This is a genomic window from Sphingomonas epibiotica (assembly GCF_039615155.1).
In the GTDB taxonomy this organism is placed as follows: domain Bacteria; phylum Pseudomonadota; class Alphaproteobacteria; order Sphingomonadales; family Sphingomonadaceae; genus Sphingomonas.
The window spans coordinates 102,550-122,038 of the sequence record NZ_JBDGHY010000006.1 but is presented as its reverse complement, the minus strand read 5'-3'; the positions used below and the strand labels follow the sequence as shown (position 1 = coordinate 122,038).

At 65.9% G+C, this 19,489-nt stretch carries 17 protein-coding genes; 13 read left to right on the top strand and 4 right to left on the bottom strand.

The annotated features are described in order from the left end of the window. Positions 1–98: 98 nt before the first annotated feature. Positions 99–1,676, bottom strand: a complete 1,578-nt coding sequence (gene serA, locus AAIO73_RS13285; protein WP_345878686.1) for a phosphoglycerate dehydrogenase — start codon at positions 1,674–1,676, stop codon at positions 99–101. A 126-nt stretch (positions 1,677–1,802) separates the two neighbouring features. After that, positions 1,803–2,933: a phosphoserine transaminase gene (locus tag AAIO73_RS13280; RefSeq protein ID WP_345878685.1), complete on the bottom strand. Its 1,131-nt coding sequence runs from the start codon at positions 2,931–2,933 to the stop codon at positions 1,803–1,805. Positions 2,934–3,116: 183 nt separating this feature from the next. On the opposite strand from AAIO73_RS13280, the gene AAIO73_RS13275 reads away from it, so the two are divergent. The 6 genes from AAIO73_RS13275 (at position 3,117) to AAIO73_RS13250 (ending at position 8,253) form a co-directional block, all read left to right on the top strand. Further along, entirely contained in the window at positions 3,117–3,563 is a 447-nt protein-coding gene (locus AAIO73_RS13275; RefSeq protein WP_345878684.1) for a response regulator, read from the top strand. 71 nt (positions 3,564–3,634) lie between these two features. Next, positions 3,635–4,990, top strand: a complete 1,356-nt coding sequence (locus AAIO73_RS13270; protein WP_345878683.1) for a M48 family metalloprotease — start codon at positions 3,635–3,637, stop codon at positions 4,988–4,990. Positions 4,991–4,992: 2 nt separating this feature from the next. After that, positions 4,993–5,724 (top strand): DsbA family protein, encoded by a 732-nt coding sequence (locus AAIO73_RS13265; protein WP_345878682.1) that lies wholly within the window; start codon positions 4,993–4,995, stop codon positions 5,722–5,724. 39 nt (positions 5,725–5,763) lie between these two features. Beyond that, positions 5,764–6,699, top strand: coding sequence for an ABC transporter ATP-binding protein (locus tag AAIO73_RS13260; RefSeq protein ID WP_345878681.1), 936 nt, complete (start codon positions 5,764–5,766; stop codon positions 6,697–6,699). Continuing rightward, positions 6,696–7,463: an ABC transporter permease gene (locus AAIO73_RS13255; RefSeq protein ID WP_345878680.1), complete on the top strand. Its 768-nt coding sequence runs from the start codon at positions 6,696–6,698 to the stop codon at positions 7,461–7,463. Before AAIO73_RS13260 ends, AAIO73_RS13255 begins: the two co-directional genes overlap by 4 nt. A 10-nt stretch (positions 7,464–7,473) precedes the next feature. Next, the gene (locus AAIO73_RS13250) at positions 7,474–8,253 is read left to right on the top strand and encodes an SDR family oxidoreductase (RefSeq protein ID WP_345878679.1); all 780 of its coding nucleotides are present in this window, start codon (positions 7,474–7,476) and stop codon (positions 8,251–8,253) included. A gap of 210 nt (positions 8,254–8,463) precedes the next feature. Here the strand turns inward: AAIO73_RS13250 and AAIO73_RS13245 are convergent, their stop codons facing one another. Beyond that, on the bottom strand, positions 8,464–10,581 hold the full coding sequence (locus AAIO73_RS13245) for an AsmA family protein (protein WP_345878678.1): 2,118 nt from the start codon (positions 10,579–10,581) through the stop codon (positions 8,464–8,466). A 156-nt stretch (positions 10,582–10,737) separates the two neighbouring features. Between AAIO73_RS13245 and rpmI the strand changes: the two genes are divergently transcribed. The 7 genes from rpmI to AAIO73_RS13210 all read left to right on the top strand — a co-directional run bounded on the left by rpmI (position 10,738) and on the right by AAIO73_RS13210 (position 18,141). Further along, positions 10,738–10,941 carry a 50S ribosomal protein L35 gene (rpmI, locus tag AAIO73_RS13240; RefSeq protein ID WP_056457646.1) on the top strand — a complete coding sequence of 68 codons (204 nt, stop codon included), beginning with the start codon at positions 10,738–10,740 and terminating at the stop codon, positions 10,939–10,941. 13 nt (positions 10,942–10,954) lie between these two features. Further along, on the top strand, positions 10,955–11,326 hold the full coding sequence (gene rplT / locus AAIO73_RS13235) for a 50S ribosomal protein L20 (RefSeq protein WP_055757215.1): 372 nt from the start codon (positions 10,955–10,957) through the stop codon (positions 11,324–11,326). A gap of 167 nt (positions 11,327–11,493) precedes the next feature. After that, a complete protein-coding gene (locus tag AAIO73_RS13230) occupies positions 11,494–11,832 on the top strand; it encodes a GIY-YIG nuclease family protein (protein WP_526023805.1) in 339 nt (112 codons plus the stop codon). A gap of 34 nt (positions 11,833–11,866) precedes the next feature. Continuing rightward, positions 11,867–13,036, top strand: coding sequence for a phenylalanine--tRNA ligase subunit alpha (gene pheS / locus AAIO73_RS13225; protein ID WP_345878677.1), 1,170 nt, complete (start codon positions 11,867–11,869; stop codon positions 13,034–13,036). After that, a complete protein-coding gene (gene pheT, locus AAIO73_RS13220) occupies positions 13,033–15,396 on the top strand; it encodes a phenylalanine--tRNA ligase subunit beta (RefSeq protein ID WP_345878676.1) in 2,364 nt (787 codons plus the stop codon). The genes pheS and pheT overlap by 4 nt, the downstream gene beginning before the upstream one ends. Then, positions 15,393–16,262 (top strand): aldose 1-epimerase family protein, encoded by an 870-nt coding sequence (locus AAIO73_RS13215; protein WP_345878675.1) that lies wholly within the window; start codon positions 15,393–15,395, stop codon positions 16,260–16,262. Before pheT ends, AAIO73_RS13215 begins: the two co-directional genes overlap by 4 nt. A 307-nt stretch (positions 16,263–16,569) precedes the next feature. Continuing rightward, on the top strand, positions 16,570–18,141 hold the full coding sequence (locus AAIO73_RS13210) for a peptide chain release factor 3 (protein WP_345878674.1): 1,572 nt from the start codon (positions 16,570–16,572) through the stop codon (positions 18,139–18,141). Between the two features lie 116 nt (positions 18,142–18,257). Here AAIO73_RS13210 and AAIO73_RS13205 read toward each other — a convergent pair whose 3' ends face one another. Further along, positions 18,258–19,469 (bottom strand): spinster family MFS transporter, encoded by a 1,212-nt coding sequence (locus tag AAIO73_RS13205; protein ID WP_345878673.1) that lies wholly within the window; start codon positions 19,467–19,469, stop codon positions 18,258–18,260. Positions 19,470–19,489 lie beyond the last annotated feature (20 nt).

The following is a 19,489-nucleotide window of genomic DNA, read 5'->3' as shown; positions in this document are numbered from 1 at the left end:
AGCGCGAGTCGTGGCGCGGCGAAACCGTCGCCGCGCCGGATGCACGAACGGGCTGCCGGATCGCTCCGACAGCCCGTGCGCTCACAACAACAAACCGATCAGAACTTGAGCGGCATCACCGTCTTCACGCCCGGAAGGGCACGGACCTTCGCGACCAGTTCCGGCGTCACTGCTTCGTCGACCGACAGCAGCACCACCGCTTCGCCACCGGCATCGCGACGACCGAGGTGGAAGGTACCGATATTCACGCCCGCTTCGCCCAGCGTCGTGCCGATGCGGCCGATAAAGCCGGGCGCGTCTTCATTGACGACGTACAGCATGTGTCCGGCCAGGTCGGCCTCGACCTTGATGCCGAACAGTTCGACCAGACGCGGCTGCGCGTTGCCGAACAGCGTGCCCGCGACCGACCGTTCGCCGGCGTCGGTCTTGAGCGATACGCGAACCAGCGTGTGGTAATCGCCCTCGCGGTCGTTGCGCACTTCGCGCACCTCGATGCCGCGTTCCTTGGCGAGGAACGGCGCGTTGACCATGTTCACCGTGTCCGACTGGACGCGCAGGAACCCGGCCAGCACCGCGCCAACGATCGGCTTCTGGTTCAGCTCGGCGGCGGCGCCTTCGCTATGCACCGACACGCGGGCGATGACGCCGGTGGTCAGCTGTCCGACCAGCGAGCCGAGCTTTTCGGCAAGCGCCATGTACGGCTTGAGGCGCGGCGCCTCTTCGGCCGACAGCGACGGCATGTTGAGCGCGTTGGTGACGCCGCCCGACACGAGGAAATCGGCCATCTGCTCGGCGACCTGGATTGCGACGTTGACCTGCGCCTCGCTGGTCGACGCACCCAGATGGGGGGTCGAGATGAAGTTCGGCGTGTTGAACAACGGCGACTCCTTCGCCGGCTCCTGCACGAACACGTCGAGCGCCGCGCCAGCGATATGACCGCTGTCGAGCGCCGCCTTCAGCGCCGCTTCGTCGATCAGCCCGCCGCGCGCGCAGTTGATGATCCGCACGCCCTTCTTCGTCTTGGCGAGGTTTTCCGCCGACAGGATGTTGCGGGTCTGGTCGGTCAGCGGGGTGTGCAGCGTGATGAAGTCGGCGCGGGCGAGCAGCTGATCCAGCTCGACCTTCTCCACGCCGATCTCGATCGCGCGTTCGGGCGACAGGAACGGATCGAAGGCGATGACCTTCATCTTCAAACCCTGTGCGCGGTCCGCGACGATCGAGCCGATATTGCCGGCACCGATCAGGCCCAGCGTCTTTGCGGTCAGCTCGACGCCCATGAAGCGGTTCTTTTCCCACTTGCCGGCCTGGGTCGAGGCATCGGCCTCGGGCAGCTGGCGGGCGAGCGCGAACATCAGCGCGATGGCATGTTCGGCGGTGGTGATCGAGTTGCCGAACGGAGTGTTCATCACGACGACACCGGCGGCCGATGCGGCGGGAATGTCGACATTGTCGACGCCGATGCCGGCGCGGCCGACGACCTTGAGATTCTTGGCAGCGTCGAGGATCGCCTTGGTGACCTTGGTCGAGGACCGGATGGCGAGGCCGTCATAGTCCCCGATGATCGCCATCAGCTCTTCGGGCGTCTTGCCGGTGATCTCATCCACCTCGACCCCGCGTTCGCGGAAGATCTGGGCGGCCTTGGGGTCCATTTTGTCGGAAATCAGAACTTTTGGCATGTCGAATTCCTTACCTCCCTCTTCCCTTAAGGGGAGAGGGCCGGGGAGAGGGGAAGTCGGGGAGCGGGCGGAAAGGTGGCACGACTACCCCTCTCCCAACCCTCTCCCCTGAAGGGGAGAGGGCTTTTATGCCGCCTTGGCGGTCGCGTAGGCCCAGTCGAGCCAAGGGCCGAGCGCCTCGATATCCGCCGTATCGACGGTCGCGCCGCACCAGATGCGCAGGCCCGCCGGGGCATCGCGGTATCCCGCGACGTCATAGGCGGCGCCTTCGGCCTCGAGCAGCGATGCCATTTTCTTGATGAGCGCCTCGTCGGCACCCTCGACGGTCAGGCAGACGCTGGTCTTCGACCGGGTCGCCGGATCGGCGGCGAGATGGCCGAGCCAGTCGCGCTCGTCGACGATCTTGTCGAGCGCCGCGGCATTGGCGTCGCTGCGCGCGATCAAACCGTTCGGCCCAAGCGACTTGCCCCATTCGAGGCTGAAGATCGCATCCTCGACCGCCAGCATCGACGGCGTGTTGATCGTCTCGCCCTTGAAGATGCCTTCGGTCAGCTTGCCCTTCGACACCAGACGGAAGACCTTGGGCAGCGGCCAAGCAGGGGTATAGGTTTCGAGGCGTTCGACGGCACGCGGGCCGAGGATCAGCACGCCATGCGCACCCTCGCCGCCCAGCACCTTCTGCCAGGAGAAGGTCGCGACGTCGATCTTCGCCCAGTCGATGTCATAGGCGAACACGCCCGAGGTGGCATCGGCGAACGACAGTCCCTCGCGGTTGGCGGGAATGAAATCGGCGTTCGGCACGCGCACGCCCGACGTGGTGCCGTTCCAGGTGAACAGGACGTCGTGGGTCCAGTCGATCGCAGTGAGGTCGGGCAGCTGGCCGTAATCGGCGCGCACGACGGTCGGATCGATCTTGAGCTGCTTGACCGCATCGGTCACCCAGCCCTCGCCGAAGCTTTCCCATGCGAGCGCGGTGACCGGACGGGCGCCCAGCATCATCCACATCGCCATTTCGAATGCGCCGGTGTCCGAACCGGGCACGATGCCGATGCGATGGGTGTCGGGGAGCTTGAGCAACTCGCGCATCAGGTCGATGCAATATTGCAGACGCTGCTTGCCGATCTTCGAGCGGTGCGACCGGCCGAGACTGACGGGATTTAGGCGGTCGGCGGACCAGCCCGGCGGCTTGGCGCAGGGGCCGGACGAAAAATAGGGACGCGCAGGGGTCGTCGCCGGCTTCGGCGGAAGATCAGTCATGTCAGTCTCTCCTCACAGAGAGCACGCGCTGCGTTGGGACAGCGTGGCCCGCCGCGGCCATTAGCGGCGTCGTTGCCGCTATACAACCCATGTTGTTGCGAATATCGGCGACTATGCGCACGATCATTGCCGGCGACGGCAACCGGAACCGGATGCGACCTTGCTGCGTTGCCAGCGGTTGATATGTCCCATGCGTACCCTTCCTCGCCCACTGTCCTGATCGTCGAGGACGAGATGCTGGTAGCGATCGACCTCGAAGCGTCGCTAGAGGAACATGGCTATCGCCCCGTCGGCATTGCCGCCGACATGACAGGGGCGATGGAACTGGCGACGGCGAGGCCCGATGTCGCGCTGGTCGATTGCAATCTACGCGATGGGCCGACCGGGCCGATGATCGGGCGGATGCTGGGCCGCAACTATGGTACCACGGTCATTTTTCTGACCGCCAACCCAAATTTGCTGGACGACGGCATCGACGGCGCGCTCGGCGTCGTGTCGAAGCCTTGCGGATATGATTCGGTCGGGCGTATCGTCGATTTCGCGGTGCGGGCGCGCGGCGGCGACCTTTCCAAACCGCCACTGGGCATCAAGCTGTTCGGCGCGCCTTCGCAACTGCGCGCGATCGCTTAAGCCGCGGTTCAGCGCCCCCCGGCAAGAGGCGGCGTTGACCCGTGTCCGGCCGATGGCCGATAAGGACGTTCATGAAGCGCGCGCTGGGCGGCATTGCTGCCGCTATTTTCCTGTTCGTACAGCCGGCCGCCGCGCAGTCGTTGCTGCGCGATGCCGAGACCGAGGCGTTACTGAACGACATGTCGCGGCCGATCGCGGTCGCGGCGGGGCTCGATCCACGCAACTTCAACGTCGTGCTGTTGCAGGACAAGTCGATCAACGCCTTTGTCGCGGGTGGGCAGACGGTCTATATCCATTCGGGTCTGATCGACGCCGCCGACGACGCCAACGAGGTCCAGGGCGTCATTGCCCATGAAATCGGTCATATCGTCGGCGGGCACGTGCCGTTGGCGGGCCGCGGGATGGCCCCGGCGACCGGCATTACCGTGCTGAGCCTGTTGCTGGGCGTCGCGGCGATGGCGGCAGGTGCCGGCGAGGCGGGCGCAGGCATCCTCGCGGCGGGACAGCAGGCGGCGATGAGCAGCTATCTGGCGTTCAGCCGGACGCAGGAGAGTTCCGCCGACGCCGCCGGTACCCGATTCCTGCGCAGCGCCGATGTGTCGGGACAGGGGATGTTGGACTTCTTCAAGAAGCTCCAGAACATGGAATATCGCCTCGCCATCCCGCAGGACAATAGCTACCAGCGCACCCATCCGCTCAGCGGTGAGCGCATCGCCAATCTGACGCAGGACGTGCAGTCCTCGCCTTCGTTCAAGACACCGACCGATCCGGCGCTGGAAGTCCGGTTCAAGCGGGTGCAGGCGAAGCTGCGCGGCTATGTTAGCGATCCCAAGGATACGCTGCGTCGCTATCCGGCCAGCGATCAGAGCGTCTATGCCCATTACGCGCGCGCCTATGCCTATCACAAATCGGGCTATCCCGAGCAGGCGGCGGACGAAACGCTGGCGCTGGTCAAATCGGCGCCGGACGATCCCTATTTCCTCGAACTCGAAGGGCAGATCCTGCTCGAATCGGGGAAGCCGAAGGAAGCATTGTCGGCACTGCGCGAGGCGACCGAGCGGACGCGGTCGTCGCCGCTGATCGCCGCTAGTTTCGGTCATGCGCTGATCGCGGCGGAGGACCCGGCACTGCTCGACGAAGCCGAACGGGTGCTCAAACAGGCGGTGGCGCGCGACAACCAGAATCCGTTCGCGTGGTACCAGTTGAGCATCCTCTACGAACGGCGCGGCGATCCCGCGCGCGTCGCGCTGGCGATGGCGGAATATACGTCGCTGATCGGCGATAACGGCATGGCGCTGGCCAGTGCGCGGCGGGCGATGGCGCTGTTGCCGCAGGGGTCGACCGACTGGATACGGGCACAGGATATTCAAATGACGTCGCAGACCGCGTTCGAGGAAGAGAAGCGCAATCGCAGGCGGCGGGGCTGACCATGGGCCGGATGGGCAATATCGCGATGCTGGTGGCAGCCGCGCTGGCCGGCGCCGGCGGGGCGATCGTCGCGCAGCGGGTGGCGACCGACCAGACCGCGACCGAGACGGTGGTGCGCGACTACATCCTCGCCAACCCAGAAATTCTGCCGGAAGCGATGCGGCGGTTGCAGGCAAAGGAAGCGGGCAAGGCGGTCGCCGCCAATCGCGCGGCGATCGTCGAACCCTTTCCCGGTGCGATCGCGGGTAACCCGAATGGCGATGTCAGCGTCGTCGCGTATCTGGATTATGCCTGCGGTTTCTGCCGGGCGAGCCTGCCGGCGATCAGCGGGTTGATCGCCAGCGATCCGAACGTCCGCATCGTCTATCGCGAGCTGCCGATCCTGTCGCAGGGCAGCCGCACCGCCGCCGAGTGGGCGCTGGCGGCGGCGCAACAGGGCAAGTTCAAGCCGTTCCACGACGCGCTGTACGCGGCCGGGCGGGTCGATGACGCCACGATCGGCGCGGCGGCGAAGGCGGCCGGGCTCGACGTCAATGCCGCCCGCGCTGCGATCGCGTCGCCACAGATTGCGGGCGAGATCGAACGCAATCTGAAGACCGCGGGCGTCCTCGGCTTCAGCGGCACGCCGTCATGGGTCGTAGGCGATCAGGTGCTGGGCGGTGCCCAGACGCTACCGGCATTGCAGGCAGCGGTCGCGGAGGCGCGCAAGGCGAAGACGGCGCCGGCCGCCTGAGCCTTTTCTCCGTCATCAAACCATGGAACAAGCCGTTCCATGGAAACCATTCTTTCGATCCGGGGCGTCGCCAAGACGTACAAGTCCGGCACCGTCGCGTTGCAGCCGACCGATCTCGATATCGGCAAGGGCGAGATCTTCGCGCTGCTGGGACCGAACGGGGCGGGCAAGACGACGCTGATCAGCATCGTGTGCGGCATTGTCACGCCGAGTGCGGGGACGATCACCGCCGCCGGGTTCGACACGGTGCGCGATTATCGCGAGACGCGGACCCGGATCGGGCTGGTACCGCAGGAATTGCTGACCGACGCGTTCGAGACGGTCATGGCGACCGTTACATTCTCGCGCCGGCTGTTCGGGCGGCATGGCGACGCGGCGTTCATCGAAAAGCTGCTGCGCGACCTGACCCTGTGGGACAAGCGCGATGCGAAGATGACCGAATTGTCGGGCGGCATGAAGCGCCGGGTAATGATCGCCAAGGCGCTGAGCCACGAACCCGACATCCTGTTCCTCGACGAACCGACCGCGGGCGTCGATGTCGAGTTGCGCCGCGACATGTGGCGGCTGGTCCACGAGTTGCGCGAACGGGGCGTCACCATCATCCTGACCACCCATTATATCGAGGAGGCCGAGGAAATGGCCGACCGGGTGGGCGTGATCGCCAAGGGCCGGTTGATCCTGGTCGACGAGAAGGCGGCGTTGATGCGCAAGCTGGGCAAGAAGACGCTGACCCTGACCCTGTCCGAACCGCTGGCGGAGGTGCCGGGCGCGCTGTCGCACTGGCCGCTGACGCTGACCGACGAAGGCCATGCGCTGACCTTCGCCTTCGACGCCAATGCCGAGGATAATGGCGTGCGCGCGCTGCTGCGCGCCGCCGACGAGGCGGGGATCGCGTGGAAGGATATCGCAACGAAGCAGTCGAGTCTCGAGGATATCTTCGTCGGCCTGGTGCACGAACAGGAGGGCCGGGCATGACGTTCAACTGGCATGGCGTGCTGGCCATCTATCGCTTCGAACTCGCCCGGTTCGGGCGGACGATCTGGACCTCGCTGATGACGCCGGTCATCACGACCTCACTATATTTCGTGGTGTTCGGCACCGCGATCGGCAGCCGGATGAACGAGGTCGGCGGTGTGCCGTACGGCGCGTTCATCGTCCCCGGCCTGATCATGCTGACGATGCTGACCGAAAGCATCTTCAACGCCAGTTTCGGTATCTTCATGCCGAAATGGTCGGGCACCATCTACGAACTGCTGTCGGCGCCGGTTTCGGCGCTGGAAACGCTGGTCGGCTATGTCGGGGCGGCGGCGAGCAAATCGTGTATCGTCGCGCTGGTGATCTTCGCCACCGCGCATCTGTTCGTCGATGTACAGGTCGCGCACCCGTTCTGGGCGCTATGCTATCTGCTGCTGGTGGCGGTCACCTTCTGCCTGTTCGGCTTCATCCTCGGGCTATGGGCCAAGGGGTTCGAACAGTTGCAGGTCATCCCGCTGTTGGTGGTGACGCCGCTGACGTTTCTGGGCGGCGCCTTCTATTCGATCGACATGCTGCCGGGCGTGTGGCGGACGATCAGCCTGTTCAACCCGATCGTCTATCTTATCAGCGGGTTTCGCTGGACCTTTTTCGGGGTCGGCGATGTTCCGGTGGCGGCGAGCCTGGGTGCGACCTTCGGGTTTCTGTGCATTTGCGTCACGGTGATCGCCGTTATCTTCCGCACCGGGTGGCGGCTCAAGAAGTAGGGGACGAACGATGGATCTGGGAATTGCCGGCCGCAAGGCGATCGTGTGCGCGTCGAGCGCGGGACTGGGTCGTGCGTGCGCGCTGGAACTGGCGCGGGCCGGGGTCGATGTCGTCGTCAACGGACGCGACGCGGCGAAACTCGCCGCGACCGCAGCGGCGATCCGGGAGGAGACCGGCGTGACGGTGACCGAGATCGTCGCCGATCTGTCGACCGAGGAAGGGCGTGCCGCGCTGCTCGCCGCCTGTCCCGATCCCGACATCCTCGTCAACAATAATGGCGGACCGCCGGTCAAGCCCTATACCGAACTGGAAGCCGACGGCATTCGCGCGGGACTGGAAAGCAATTTCGTCACCCCGGCGCTGCTGTTGCAGGCGGTGCTGCCCGGCATGGTCGAGCGCGGGTTCGGACGGGTGGTCAACATCACCTCGGGCTCGGTCAAGATGCCGCTGCCGGGGCTGGACCTGTCGAGCGGAGCGCGAGCCGGCCTCACCGGGTTCGTCGCCGGCATCGCGCGACAGGTGGCGGGATCGAACGTGACGATCAACGGCCTGTTGCCCGGATCGTTCGACACCGCGCGCATCGCATCGATGAGCGAAGCGGCGGCGCAGAAGAACGGAACGACGCCCGAGGAGGAGAAAGCGAAGCGGGCGCAGGCGATTCCAGCCAAGCGGATCGGCGACCCGGCCGAGTTCGGTGCGGCCTGCGCGTTCCTGTGCTCGGACCGGGCCGGGTTCATCACCGGGCAGAGCCTGTTGATCGATGGCGGGGCGTTTCCAGGGATTATGTGAGGTTCAGGCTGAAGGCAGAGACACGAAGAAAAAATAGAAAGGATGATTTTCGCGCGAAGGCGCAAAGGGCGCTAAGGGGTTGCGTACGCGGCGGCGGTAGCCTGTCCGGCGAAGCCTCTTATGCGCTGCACAGTGATGGAAGAGCCGCGTCGCGGCATGGGAACCCCCTTTGCGCCCTTTGCGCCTTCGCGCGAACCCCGATCTTCTTCTTCAAAAAATCCCCAGAAACTTCTTGCGCTGTTCCTTGCGCTCGCCCCGGTTTGAGCGGCCATTCTCCGCCTTGGCGGTCGTCCCTCGACCAACGTCATCCCGCGGTTCGCCGTCCTTGGTCCGCTGCGCCCGGGCGGTCGCGCCGGCGAGGACCGGGCCGCACGCCGCGCCCTTCGCATCGCCCGGATCGACGAAGGCCAGCACGCCCGCCAGTGGCGTCGCCACCACCGCCAGCCCCAGCCCGGCCCCGGCACGCCCCAACAGTTCGGGACTGATGACCGAATAACGCGGCTGCGCGAAATAGCCGCCGATGCCGACCGGCGACTGGCCGGCGAACAGCGAGAAGCGCTTCGAATCGGCGCGAACGGCGAGGTCGATCGATTCGTTGCGGAAGCTGAAACCCCCGCGTCCGACCATGACATTCTTCTGGGTGTCGATCAGGATCGGGTCCGCCGCCGCGACCCCGTTCCGGACGGTAAAGCCGATCAGGCCGCAATTGATGCGCACCGGTTCCTTCAGCCGCCCCTCGAACATCTTCTGCGCGAAGGTGCCAAGGTCGAGTTCGGACAATTGCACGTTGCGCGTCCAGAAACTGCCGGCGGGCAGGATGACCGCGATACGGCCGTTCGAACTGGCCAGCGAATCATGGACCGTGTCGCCGGTGCCGGTCAGCTTCACCCGCGCCTTGACCGTGCCCGACGTGCCCGCTTCCTCGACGCCCCAACCGGCAAGCAGCCGCCCCATCGGCGTCGGTGACAGGCGGATGTCGTAATCGGTGACGGCGGGGCGGCGACGCGCGTCGATGACCACGTCGGATGCGACATTGCCGCGCGCCATTGCGAAGGTCAGCGGCGAGAGTTTGAGCAGCCGGTCATTGAGGTCGAGCGTGAGGTCGACGTTCGACACCGGCAGGCTGCGCGCACGGACCGTACCGACCTTGTACCGGACCTTCGCATCGAAATTGCGCAATGCCTCGACGTTCAGCTTCGCATCGGGGAGCAGGCGGGGGGCGCCGCCTTCGCGCTCGATCACGCCGGCCGCGCCCTGCGCCTCGACGCGCTCGAGATCATAGCCGACGAACGCCGACATATCGACGATGTCGAGTGCGCGCGACGTCAGGTCGGCGGTCAGCAACAGCCGCGGCTCGCGCTGGGTCACGGTCAGGCTGCCGGCCAGATCGCTGTCGCCGAACACCCCGCGCAGCCGCGTGAATTTCCAGTCGGGACCGTCCTTGGTCATCCGCCCGGTCAGGCGATAGGTGCGGGTGTCGGGGGTGACGATGCCGAGCACCGCGAACACGTCCGACAGGTTGCGCCCGCGCAGCCGCACAGCGAGGTTCGATCCGTCAAGTTCGGTCGGCCCGGGCAGGGTACCGGCGAGGATCGCGACCGATCGCGCGACCTCGATACGGGCGGTCAGTTGATTCTGTCCGCCGCGGATCGTCGCATCGGGCGACTGCAACTGTCCGGTCAGGCGGAACGGACGGCCGCGCACCGTCCCCTGCCCGGTCGCACGGATCGCGCCGGCGAATTGCGCGTCGCTGGTCTCGACCGTGTCGAGCGTGAAATTGCCGTCGAGCAGGAATTGCGGGTCGCGATAGCGGATGCGCGTGTCGCGGAACGTGCCTGCGCGCACGATCGGCAGGTCGAGCTTCTTGCCCGGCTTGTTCGGGTCGCCGAAGGTCCAAGTGTTGCGCTGGCGTGCGACGTCCCAATGGAGGTCGGCACGCGCGCCGTCGAGTTCGAGCCAGTTGACCCGCCGCCGCCCGAACAGGAAGGTCAGCGTCGCGGTCGAGCTGTCGAGTTTCCTCGCTTCGAACAGATTGCCGCCGCCGGCCCAGTCGGGGTTCGACACCGATAATCCTTCGGCAAGAAATTTCAGGTCGACCGGATTGAAGTAGAACTGAAAATCGCCCGCGACGCGGACAGTGCGGCCACTTTGCGACGATGCGATCCGTTCGAACGTTCCTTTCAGGAACCGGCCCTTGGTGACGAACAGGATCAGCCACGACAGGAAGATCGTTCCGACCACGCCGACCAGCGTCCTGAGCGCGATCCGCCGCCAGTTGCGGGCGCGGGGGGCGTCTGGGGCGCCGTTCGTCGGGGAAACTTCGGCCATCGTCCCTCAACCGTTCGCTGCCGTAACGAGTTCCGGTGGTTGCGTTCCGCGCGCATCCGGGTTAGGGGCGCGCTCTTTCCACGACCTTTCGGGATTCGCCCGGCCATCTGGGGCTGCCGCGGCAATCCGCACGTCGTGATTTTTGAGGAGACCAAAATGCCCAAGCTCAAGACCAAGAGCGGCGTCAAGAAGCGCTTCAAGTTCACCGCCACCGGCAAGGTGAAGCACGGCGTCGCCGGCAAGCGCCACCGCCTGATCTCGCACAACGCGAAGTATATCCGTCAGAACCGGGGGACCTCTGTCCTCGCCGATGCCGATGTCGCGCACATCAAGGCATGGGCACCCTACGGTCTTCGCTAAGGAGTAACGAGACATGGCACGCATCAAGCGCGGCACGACCACCAAGGCGAAGCACAAGCGGATTTTGGATCAGGCGAAGGGCTATTATGGCCGTCGCAAGAACACCATCCGCATCGCGCGCCAGGCCGTCGAAAAGGCCGGTCAGTACGCCTATCGCGACCGCAAGGTGAAGAAGCGGACCTTCCGTGGTCTGTGGATCCAGCGCATCAACGCCGGTGTCCGCGCGGAAGGCATCACCTATTCGCAGTTCATGCATGGCTGCAAGCTGGCCGGCATCGAACTCGACCGGAAGGTCCTGGCCGATATCGCGATGCACGAGGAAGCCGCCTTCAAGGCGATCGTCGCGCAGGCGAAGGCCGCCCTGCCGGAACAGGCCGCCGCGTAACAGCTGCGGTTCCTGTTTGGGACTAGAGAAACGCCGGCGGGGAAACCCGCCGGCGTTTTTTGTGCTCATCGTCATCCCGGCGCAGGCCGGGATCCATGGACACGCGACGTTAGCGGTAGCGCGCTCCATCAGCCTTCCCCCGTCCATGGATCCCGACTTTCGTCGGGATGACGAGTGGGGTAGCTTCCAAATATGAAGCCAGCCCGGGAACCCTGCGTCTATATCGTCGCCAGCGGACGGCACGGCACGATCTATACCGGCGTCACGGCAATCTGATCCAGCGCATCCATCAGCATCGCGAGGGTACCTTCAATGGTTTCTCCCGCCGCAACCGCTGCCACCGCCTCGTCTGGTTCGAGTGTCATGAAACGATGAAAACCGCGATCCAGCGCGAGAAGCGGATCAAGGAATGGCAGCGAAACTGGAAGCTGACCTTGATCGAAACCACCAACCCCCAATGGTCCGACCTATCCACGGGGCTAGGCTTCGCCATCGTTCCGCAATAAAGCCTCGCTCCATATCCAGACCAGCGGAGCGACCGTGACCCCCGATCTCGACCAATTGCGTGCCGACCTGCTCGCCGCCATCGACGCCTCTGCCGGCGTCGACGCGCTGGAGGCGGTGCGCGTTCATGCGCTGGGCAAGCAGGGGGCGATTACCGGCCTGCTGAAGACGCTCGGCGCGCTGTCGCCCGAAGAACGGCAGACGGTGGCACCCGGCATCCACGCGCTGCGCGAGGCGGTGACGAGCGCGATCGGTGCGCGCAAGGCCGATCTGGAGGCAAAGGCGCTGGCGGCGAAGCTGGCGAGCGAGCGGGTCGACCTGACGTTGCCGGTCGATCGGCCGGCGCCGGGCGGGGTCCATCCCGTCAGCCAAGTGATGGACGAACTGGCGGAGATTTTCGCGGATCTGGGCTTCGCGGTGGCGACGGGGCCGGAGATCGAGGACGACTGGCACAATTTCACCGCGCTCAACATTCCGGAGACGCATCCGGCGCGAGCGATGCATGACACGTTCTACGCGCAGCGCCGAAACCCGCAGGGCGAGACCGGCGCAAGCGCGGGCGGCGCTGTCCAGGCAGCGTCCGACGACGGTGGCTCCGCCGCCGGCGCGACCGAACGCTACGTCCTCCGCACGCACACCAGCCCCGTCCAGATCCGCACGATGATGTCCCAAAAGCCGCCGATCCGCATCATCGCGCCGGGCCGGGTCTATCGCAGCGACAGCGACGCGACCCACACGCCGATGTTCCACCAGATCGAGGGGCTGGTGATCGATCGCGGCATCCATATGGGGCATCTCAAATGGACGCTGGAGACGTTCCTGAAGGCCTATTTCGAGCGCGACGACATCGTGCTGCGGCTGCGACCGAGCTATTTCCCGTTCACCGAACCGTCGGCGGAGGTCGATATCGGTTATACGCTGGAAAAGGGGCGGCGCGTGGTCGGCGGTGACCCGACCAAGGGCAATGGCGGCTGGATGGAGGTGCTGGGCAGCGGCATGGTCCACCCAAAGGTCATCGCGGCGTGCGGGCTGGACCCGAACGAGTGGCAGGGCTTCGCGTTCGGCACGGGCGTCGATCGTCTGGCGATGCTGAAATACGGCATGGACGACCTTAGGCCGTTCTTCGACGGCGATCTGCGCTGGCTCAAACATTATGGATTTTCGGCGCTGGACGTTCCCACGCTGTCGGGGGGAGTGACGGCATGAAGTTCACCTATGGCTGGCTCCAGCAGCATCTCGACACCGATGCGTCGCTCGACACGATCCTCGAAGGGCTGACCCGCATCGGGCTGGAGGTCGAGGGCGTCGAGAATCCGGGCGAGAAGCTGGCCGCGTTCCGCGTCGCCCGCGTCCTGACCGCCGAACGGCATCCGCAGGCCGACAAGCTGCAGGTGCTGTCGGTCGATGCCGGCGACGGTCCGTTGCAGGTCGTGTGCGGCGCGCCCAATGCCCGGGCGGGGCTGGTCGGCGTGTTCGGCATGCCGGGCGCGACGGTGCCGGCCAATGGCATGGTGCTGAAGGTCGCGGCGATCCGCGGCGTCGAATCGAATGGCATGATGTGTTCGACCCGCGAACTGGAGTTGGGCGAGGATCACGACGGGATCATCGAACTTCCCGACGACGCACCGGTCGGCACCCCCTTCCCCGCCTATGCCGGGCTGGACGATCCGGTCATCGATGTCAGCATCACCCCGAACCGGCAGGATTGCATGGGCGTGCGCGGGATCGCGCGCGATCTGACGGCGGCGGGCTATGGCACGCTCAAGCCGCTGGCGGTGCCGGTGGTTGCGGGCGAGGGCGCAGGGCCCGACGTGCGGGTCGAGGATGAAGCAGGCTGCCCGGCCTTCTACGCACAGGCGGTGCGTGGGCTGCGCAACGGCGAGTCGCCCGACTGGATGCGCCGCCGGCTGACCGCGATCGGGCAGAAGCCGATCTCGACGCTGGTCGATATCACCAATTACGTAATGTTCGACCTTGGGCGGCCGCTGCACGTCTATGACATGGCGAAGCTGAACGGCGGTCTGGTGGCGCGCAAGGCGATGGCCGGCGAAAGCGTCGTTGCGCTGAACGGCAAGTCCTACACACTGGCCGGCGGCGAGACGGTGATCGCCGACCATGCCGCCGTCCACGACATTGGCGGGATCATGGGCGGCGAGCATTCGGGCGTGTCGGAGACGACCACCGACGTGCTGATCGAATGCGCCTATTTCACGCCCGAGGCGATCGCGCGGACCGGGCAGAAGCTGGCGTTGACCAGCGATGCACGGACGCGGTTCGAACGCGGGGTCGATCCGGCGTTTCTGGACCAGGGTCTCGCCATCGCGACGGATTATGTGCTGCAACTGTGCGGTGGGACCGCCAGCGGCGTAACCAAGGCGGGATCGCCGCCGGTTGAACCGCGGACGATCACGCATCAACCGGAGCGGGTGGCGACGCTGGGCGGGCTGGACGTGGCCGAGGATAGGCAGCGCGATATCCTCGAACGACTGGGCTTTTCGGTCAGCGATGGCTGGCAGGTGACCGTGCCGTCGTGGCGGCGCGATATCGACGGGACCGCCGATCTGGTCGAGGAAGTGATTCGGATCGAGGGGCTGGACAAGGTACCCTCGACCCCGCTCGACCGGCCGGCGGGCGTGGCGGTGCCGACCGCTACCCCTGAGCAGAAGCTGGAGCGCCGCATCCGGCGGGCGGCGGCGGCGCGTGGGCTGGCCGAAGCGATCACGTGGAGCTTCATCGCCGAGGACGAAGCCGCGCCCTTCGGTGGCGGCGCGTGGGAGGTGGTGAACCCGATCGCCAATGACATGCGGATCATGCGCCCGTCGCTGCTGCCCGGTCTGCTGAGTGCGGCGGGTCGAAACCTGAAGCGCGGCCAGTCTAGCGTGAAGCTGTTCGAGATCGGGCGGCGCTATCTGGCCGATGCCGAGCGGATGACGCTGGGCATCGTGTTCGCGGGCGAGCGCGCCCCGCGCGGCTGGCGCGGCGGCAAGGCGCAGGGCTTCGACGCGTTCGATGCCAAGGGCGAGTTGCTGGCGCTGCTCGAAGCGGCGGGGGCGCCGGTCGGCAATTTGCAGGTTATGGAAGCATCGGGCGACGTCTATCATCCGGGGCAGTCGGCGACGCTGCGGCTGGGGCCGAAGACGGTGCTGGCGAGCTTCGGCGTGCTGCATCCGACGATTGCCAAGGCGTTCGACCTGCCGGCCGGTACGGTCGCGGCCGAACTCTATCTCGATGCGCTGCCGGCCAAGCGTGGCGGCGGGGCGATGCGTGGAGCCTATGCACCGCCGGCATTGCAGGCGGTGACGCGCGACTTCGCGTTCGTCGTCGCCGACAGCGTGACCGGCGATCAACTGGTGCGGGCGGTGCGCGGCGCGGACAAGGCGGCGATCGTCGATGCGCGGCTGTTCGACGTGTTCGCCGGTGCCGGCGTCGAGCCGGGGCACAAGAGCCTCGCGATCGAGGTCACCTTGCAGCCGGGCGCCAAGAGCTTCACCGATGCCGAATTGAAGGCGATATCGGACAAGATCGTCGCTGCGGCGACCAAGATCGGCGGGAGCCTGCGCGCATGACCGTGACCCTGACCAACGGCACGCTGACCGTCGCGGTCGAACCGCTGGGTGCCGAGCTGCATTCGATGAAGGATGCCGATGGCCGCGAGTTGATGACCAATGCCGATCCGGCGTTCTGGACCGGCCATGCGCCGATCCTGTTCCCGATCATCGGCGCGGTGCAGGATGACCGCTATCATGTGAATGGCGAGGTCTTCCACATGGCCAAGCACGGTTTTGCGCGGCGGCGGAAGTTTACGAAGGTTGCACAGAGCGACACTTCCGTCCGGTTCGAACTGGTCGACGATGAAGAGACGCGGAAAGTGTATCCGTTCGCGTTCATGCTTCACGTGGAACACTGGCTGGACGGCGCTACCCTCCATAGCGAGGTGACGGTGACGAATACCGGCGATCGCGACCTGCCGGCGAGCATCGGTTTCCATCCGGCGTTCGCATGGCCGCTGCCTTATGGCCGGCCGCGGGCGGAGCATCGGATGGTGTTTTCGGACGCGGAAGTTGGCACGGTCGCCGCGATTGCCGCCAACGGGACCATCGCGCCGGAGCGGCGGCCCGATCCGGTGGTCGATCGGGTGCTGACGCTGACCGACGAACTGTTCGCGAAGGATGCGCTGGTTTTCGATCCGGTTCGAAGCACTTGGGTACGCTACGGGGCCGAGGACGGGCCGCGGTTGCGGGTCGATTTTCCGGGGATGCCGAAGCTGGGTATCTGGACCAAGCCGGGTGCAAGCTTCGTTTGCATCGAGCCATGGGACGGGATTGCCGATCCGGAAGGGTTCGATGGCGATATCTTCGATAAGCCGGGCATCCACCGCGTCGCGCCGGGGCAGTCGCATCAGGCGGCGATGTCGGTGACGTTGGAGGATTGATTTTCACGCGAAGGCGCGGAGACGCGAAGAAAAGAAGTTAGGCTGGGTTTCGCGCAAAGGCGCAAAGGACGCAGAGGGGTTGCGGTCTTGGCGACCGGGTGCCTTCGGCAGACCGTTACTACGGTTGCGGCAAGGAGAAGGCCGCTATCGCGGCGAAGCTTCTTCTCGGACGCAACCTCTCTGCGTCCTTTGCGCCTTTGCGCGAAACCAAACTCCGCGCCTTCGCGCCTTCGCGTGAACCCGCCTTCTTCCCCCGCCACACGAACCCAAACTTGCCGCCTCCTGCCGCCCACACTAAAGGCCGGCGATGGACCATATTTCCGATCGCCGCACCTTTGCGATCATTTCCCACCCCGACGCCGGCAAGACCACGCTGACCGAAAAGCTGCTGCTGTTCGGCGGTGCGATTCACTTGGCCGGCGAGGTCAAGGCACGCGGTGCCGCGCGGCGGGCGCGGTCGGACTGGATGAAGATCGAGCAGCAGCGCGGGATTTCGGTCACCTCGTCGGTAATGACGTTCGAACGGAACGGGTTGACCTTCAACCTGCTCGATACGCCGGGCCACGAGGATTTTTCCGAAGACACGTACCGCACGCTGACCGCGGTCGATTCGGCGGTGATGGTGATCGACGCGGCGAAGGGCATCGAGCCGCAGACCCGCAAACTGTTCGAAGTGTGCCGGTTGCGCAGCGTTCCGATCATCACCTTCGTCAACAAGGTCGACCGCGAAGGGCGCGATCCGTTCGCGCTGCTCGATGAAGTCGCCGACATGCTGCAACTCGACGTCTGCCCGATGACATGGCCGGCCGGCATGGGCGGGCAGTTCGAGGGCATTTACGACCTGGTCGACAACCGGCTGTTGCAGCCCGAGGCCGGGACCAAGGATTTTCAGGGCAAGGTCGAACAGTTCACCGGGCTGGACGACGCTCGCATCGATGCGGTGCTGTCGGCGGAAGGGGCGGAGCGGCTGCGCGAGGAGGCCGAGCTGGCGACCGGGGGCTATGCCGCGTTCGACGCCGCGGCCTACCGGGCGGGTGATCTGACCCCGGTCTATTTCGGGTCGGCATTGAAGGAGGTCGGCGTCGATTCGCTGATCGATGCGATCGCGCGCCACGCCCCCCCGCCCCGCCCGCAGCCCGCCGAACCCGCCCCGGTCGATCCGACCGACGATCGCGTCACCGGGTTCGTGTTCAAGGTGCAGGCGAATATGGACCCCAATCACCGCGACCGGATCGCGTTCATGCGGCTGTGTTCGGGGACGTTCAAGCGCGGCATGAAGCTGACCCCGACCGGCCATGGTAAGCCGATCGCGATCCATTCGCCGATCCTGTTCTTCGCGCGCGAACGCGAACTGGCCGACGAAGCCTATCCGGGCGATATCATCGGCATTCCCAACCATGGCACGCTGCGGGTCGGCGATACGCTGTCGGAACGGGCCGATGTGCGCTTTACCGGGCTGCCGAACTTCGCGCCGGAAATCCTGCGGCGGGTGGTGTTGAAGGATCCGACCAAGACCAAGCAGTTGCGGAAAGCGCTGGACGACATGGCCGAGGAAGGCGTCACGCAGGTCTTCTATCCCGATATCGGGTCGAACTGGGTGATCGGCGTGGTCGGGCAGTTGCAGCTCGAAGTGCTGCTCAGCCGGCTGGACGTCGAGTATAAGGTGGCGGCGGGGCTGGAAATGGCGCCGTTCGAAACGGCGCGGTGGATTTCGGCAAGCGACCCGGCGGATCTGAAGGCGTTCACCGACCTGCATCGCTCGGCGATGGCGAAGGATCGCGACGGCAACCCGGTGTTTTTGGCGAAGAGCGCGTGGGAGGTCGGGTATATTGCCGATCGGTATTCCAAGGTGACGTTCGCGGCTACGCGGGAACGGTAACGCGCACCCTACCCTTCAGTACCTCCGCGCAGGCGGGGGTCCAGGGTTTCGAACGCGACGTTGCATTGCTTGGCTCTGGATCCCCGCCTGCGCGGGGATACGGGCAGGTGGCACGGTTACGCGACCCAGTCGCGCCCGAGTCGGCGGCTGGCGAGCGCCATCAGTGCGCCGGCGACCAGATACAGGCACAGGGCGGCGGCGATCGCATAGCGGAGCGACTCGCTGCCGTAGGTCGGTGCCAAGCCCTTCGACAATTGTCCCACGACCCAGCTGCCCAGCCCCAGCCCGATCAGGTTGTTGATGAGCAGGAAAGAGGCCGAGGCCGTGGCGCGCATATGTGCCGGGACCAGATGCTGGACCGCGGTCAGGACCGGGCCGAGCCAAACATAGACCAACGCCTGCGGGAGCAGGAACAGTGCGAACGCAGCGACCCAACCGCTCGACAATACACCCGCGATGAACAGCGGCGTGCCCAGCACATAGCAGAGCGCGGGCAGCAGCGCGTACCAGCGCTTGTCGCGCGCACCCAATCGGTCGCCGAGCGCGCCGCCGAGCAATATGCCGGCCACCCCGCCGGTCAGCAGCAGCGCGCCGAAGAACTGGCCGGTCTGGACCAGATCGAGGCCGAAGCTGCGCATCATCAGGCTGGGCAGCCAGAAGGCCACGCCATAGCCGCACATCGAACCCGCCGCCGCGCCAAAGGCGAGCAGCCAGAAGCTGGGCTTGCGCGCGAGGATGCCGAAGACGCGGCCGACGGGAATGCGATCGGCGCTGGCGGCGGCGCGGGGCGGATCCTTGACGATCAGGCGGAAGAAGGGGGCGATGACCAGCCCGGCCAGCCCAACGGTGTAGAAGGCGGTGCGCCATTCCACGGCCTGCGCGATATAGCCGCCGAGCAGGACGCCGCCCGCCGCGCCCAGCGGAATGCCGAGCGAATAGATGGCGAGCGCGCGGGCGCGACGTTCGGGGGGAAAGGTGTCGGCGATCAACGCATAGGATGGCGCGACGCCGCCTGCCTCCCCTACCCCGACCCCAAGGCGGAACAGGAACATCTGGGTAAAATTCTGCGCGGTGCCGCACAGTGCGGTGAACGCGCTCCAGACGGCGAGGCTGAGCGTGATGACCCAGGTGCGGCTGGTGCGGTCGGCGATCAGCGCCAGCGGAATGGCCAGCGTCGAATAGAGCGCGGCGAAGGCGAGGCCGCCGAGCATCCCCATCTGTCCGTCGTCGAGGCCGAGGTCGCGCTGGACCGGCTGGGCAAGGATCGAGAGGATTTGCCGGTCGAGGAAGTTGAAGCTGTAGACCAGCAGCAACATGGCGAGGGTCATGCGGGGGTTTTTCATGTCGT

Bases quoted from the DNA above. Each gene is read 5' to 3' on its own strand.
- serA (WP_345878686.1), bottom strand. From the start codon at position 1,676: ATGCCAAAAGTTCTGATTTCCGACAAAATGGACCCCAAGGCCGCCCAG.
- AAIO73_RS13280 (WP_345878685.1), bottom strand. From the start codon at position 2,933: ATGACTGATCTTCCGCCGAAGCCGGCGACGACCCCTGCGCGTCCCTAT.
- AAIO73_RS13275 (WP_345878684.1), top strand. From the start codon at position 3,117: ATGTCCCATGCGTACCCTTCCTCGCCCACTGTCCTGATCGTCGAGGAC.
- AAIO73_RS13270 (WP_345878683.1), top strand. From the start codon at position 3,635: ATGAAGCGCGCGCTGGGCGGCATTGCTGCCGCTATTTTCCTGTTCGTA.
- AAIO73_RS13265 (WP_345878682.1), top strand. From the start codon at position 4,993: ATGGGCCGGATGGGCAATATCGCGATGCTGGTGGCAGCCGCGCTGGCC.
- AAIO73_RS13260 (WP_345878681.1), top strand. From the start codon at position 5,764: ATGGAAACCATTCTTTCGATCCGGGGCGTCGCCAAGACGTACAAGTCC.
- AAIO73_RS13255 (WP_345878680.1), top strand. From the start codon at position 6,696: ATGACGTTCAACTGGCATGGCGTGCTGGCCATCTATCGCTTCGAACTC.
- AAIO73_RS13250 (WP_345878679.1), top strand. From the start codon at position 7,474: ATGGATCTGGGAATTGCCGGCCGCAAGGCGATCGTGTGCGCGTCGAGC.
- AAIO73_RS13245 (WP_345878678.1), bottom strand. From the start codon at position 10,581: ATGGCCGAAGTTTCCCCGACGAACGGCGCCCCAGACGCCCCCCGCGCC.
- rpmI (WP_056457646.1), top strand. From the start codon at position 10,738: ATGCCCAAGCTCAAGACCAAGAGCGGCGTCAAGAAGCGCTTCAAGTTC.
- rplT (WP_055757215.1), top strand. From the start codon at position 10,955: ATGGCACGCATCAAGCGCGGCACGACCACCAAGGCGAAGCACAAGCGG.
- AAIO73_RS13230 (WP_526023805.1), top strand. From the start codon at position 11,494: ATGACGAGTGGGGTAGCTTCCAAATATGAAGCCAGCCCGGGAACCCTG.
- pheT (WP_345878676.1), top strand. From the start codon at position 13,033: ATGAAGTTCACCTATGGCTGGCTCCAGCAGCATCTCGACACCGATGCG.
- AAIO73_RS13215 (WP_345878675.1), top strand. From the start codon at position 15,393: ATGACCGTGACCCTGACCAACGGCACGCTGACCGTCGCGGTCGAACCG.
- AAIO73_RS13210 (WP_345878674.1), top strand. From the start codon at position 16,570: ATGGACCATATTTCCGATCGCCGCACCTTTGCGATCATTTCCCACCCC.
- AAIO73_RS13205 (WP_345878673.1), bottom strand. From the start codon at position 19,469: ATGACCCTCGCCATGTTGCTGCTGGTCTACAGCTTCAACTTCCTCGAC.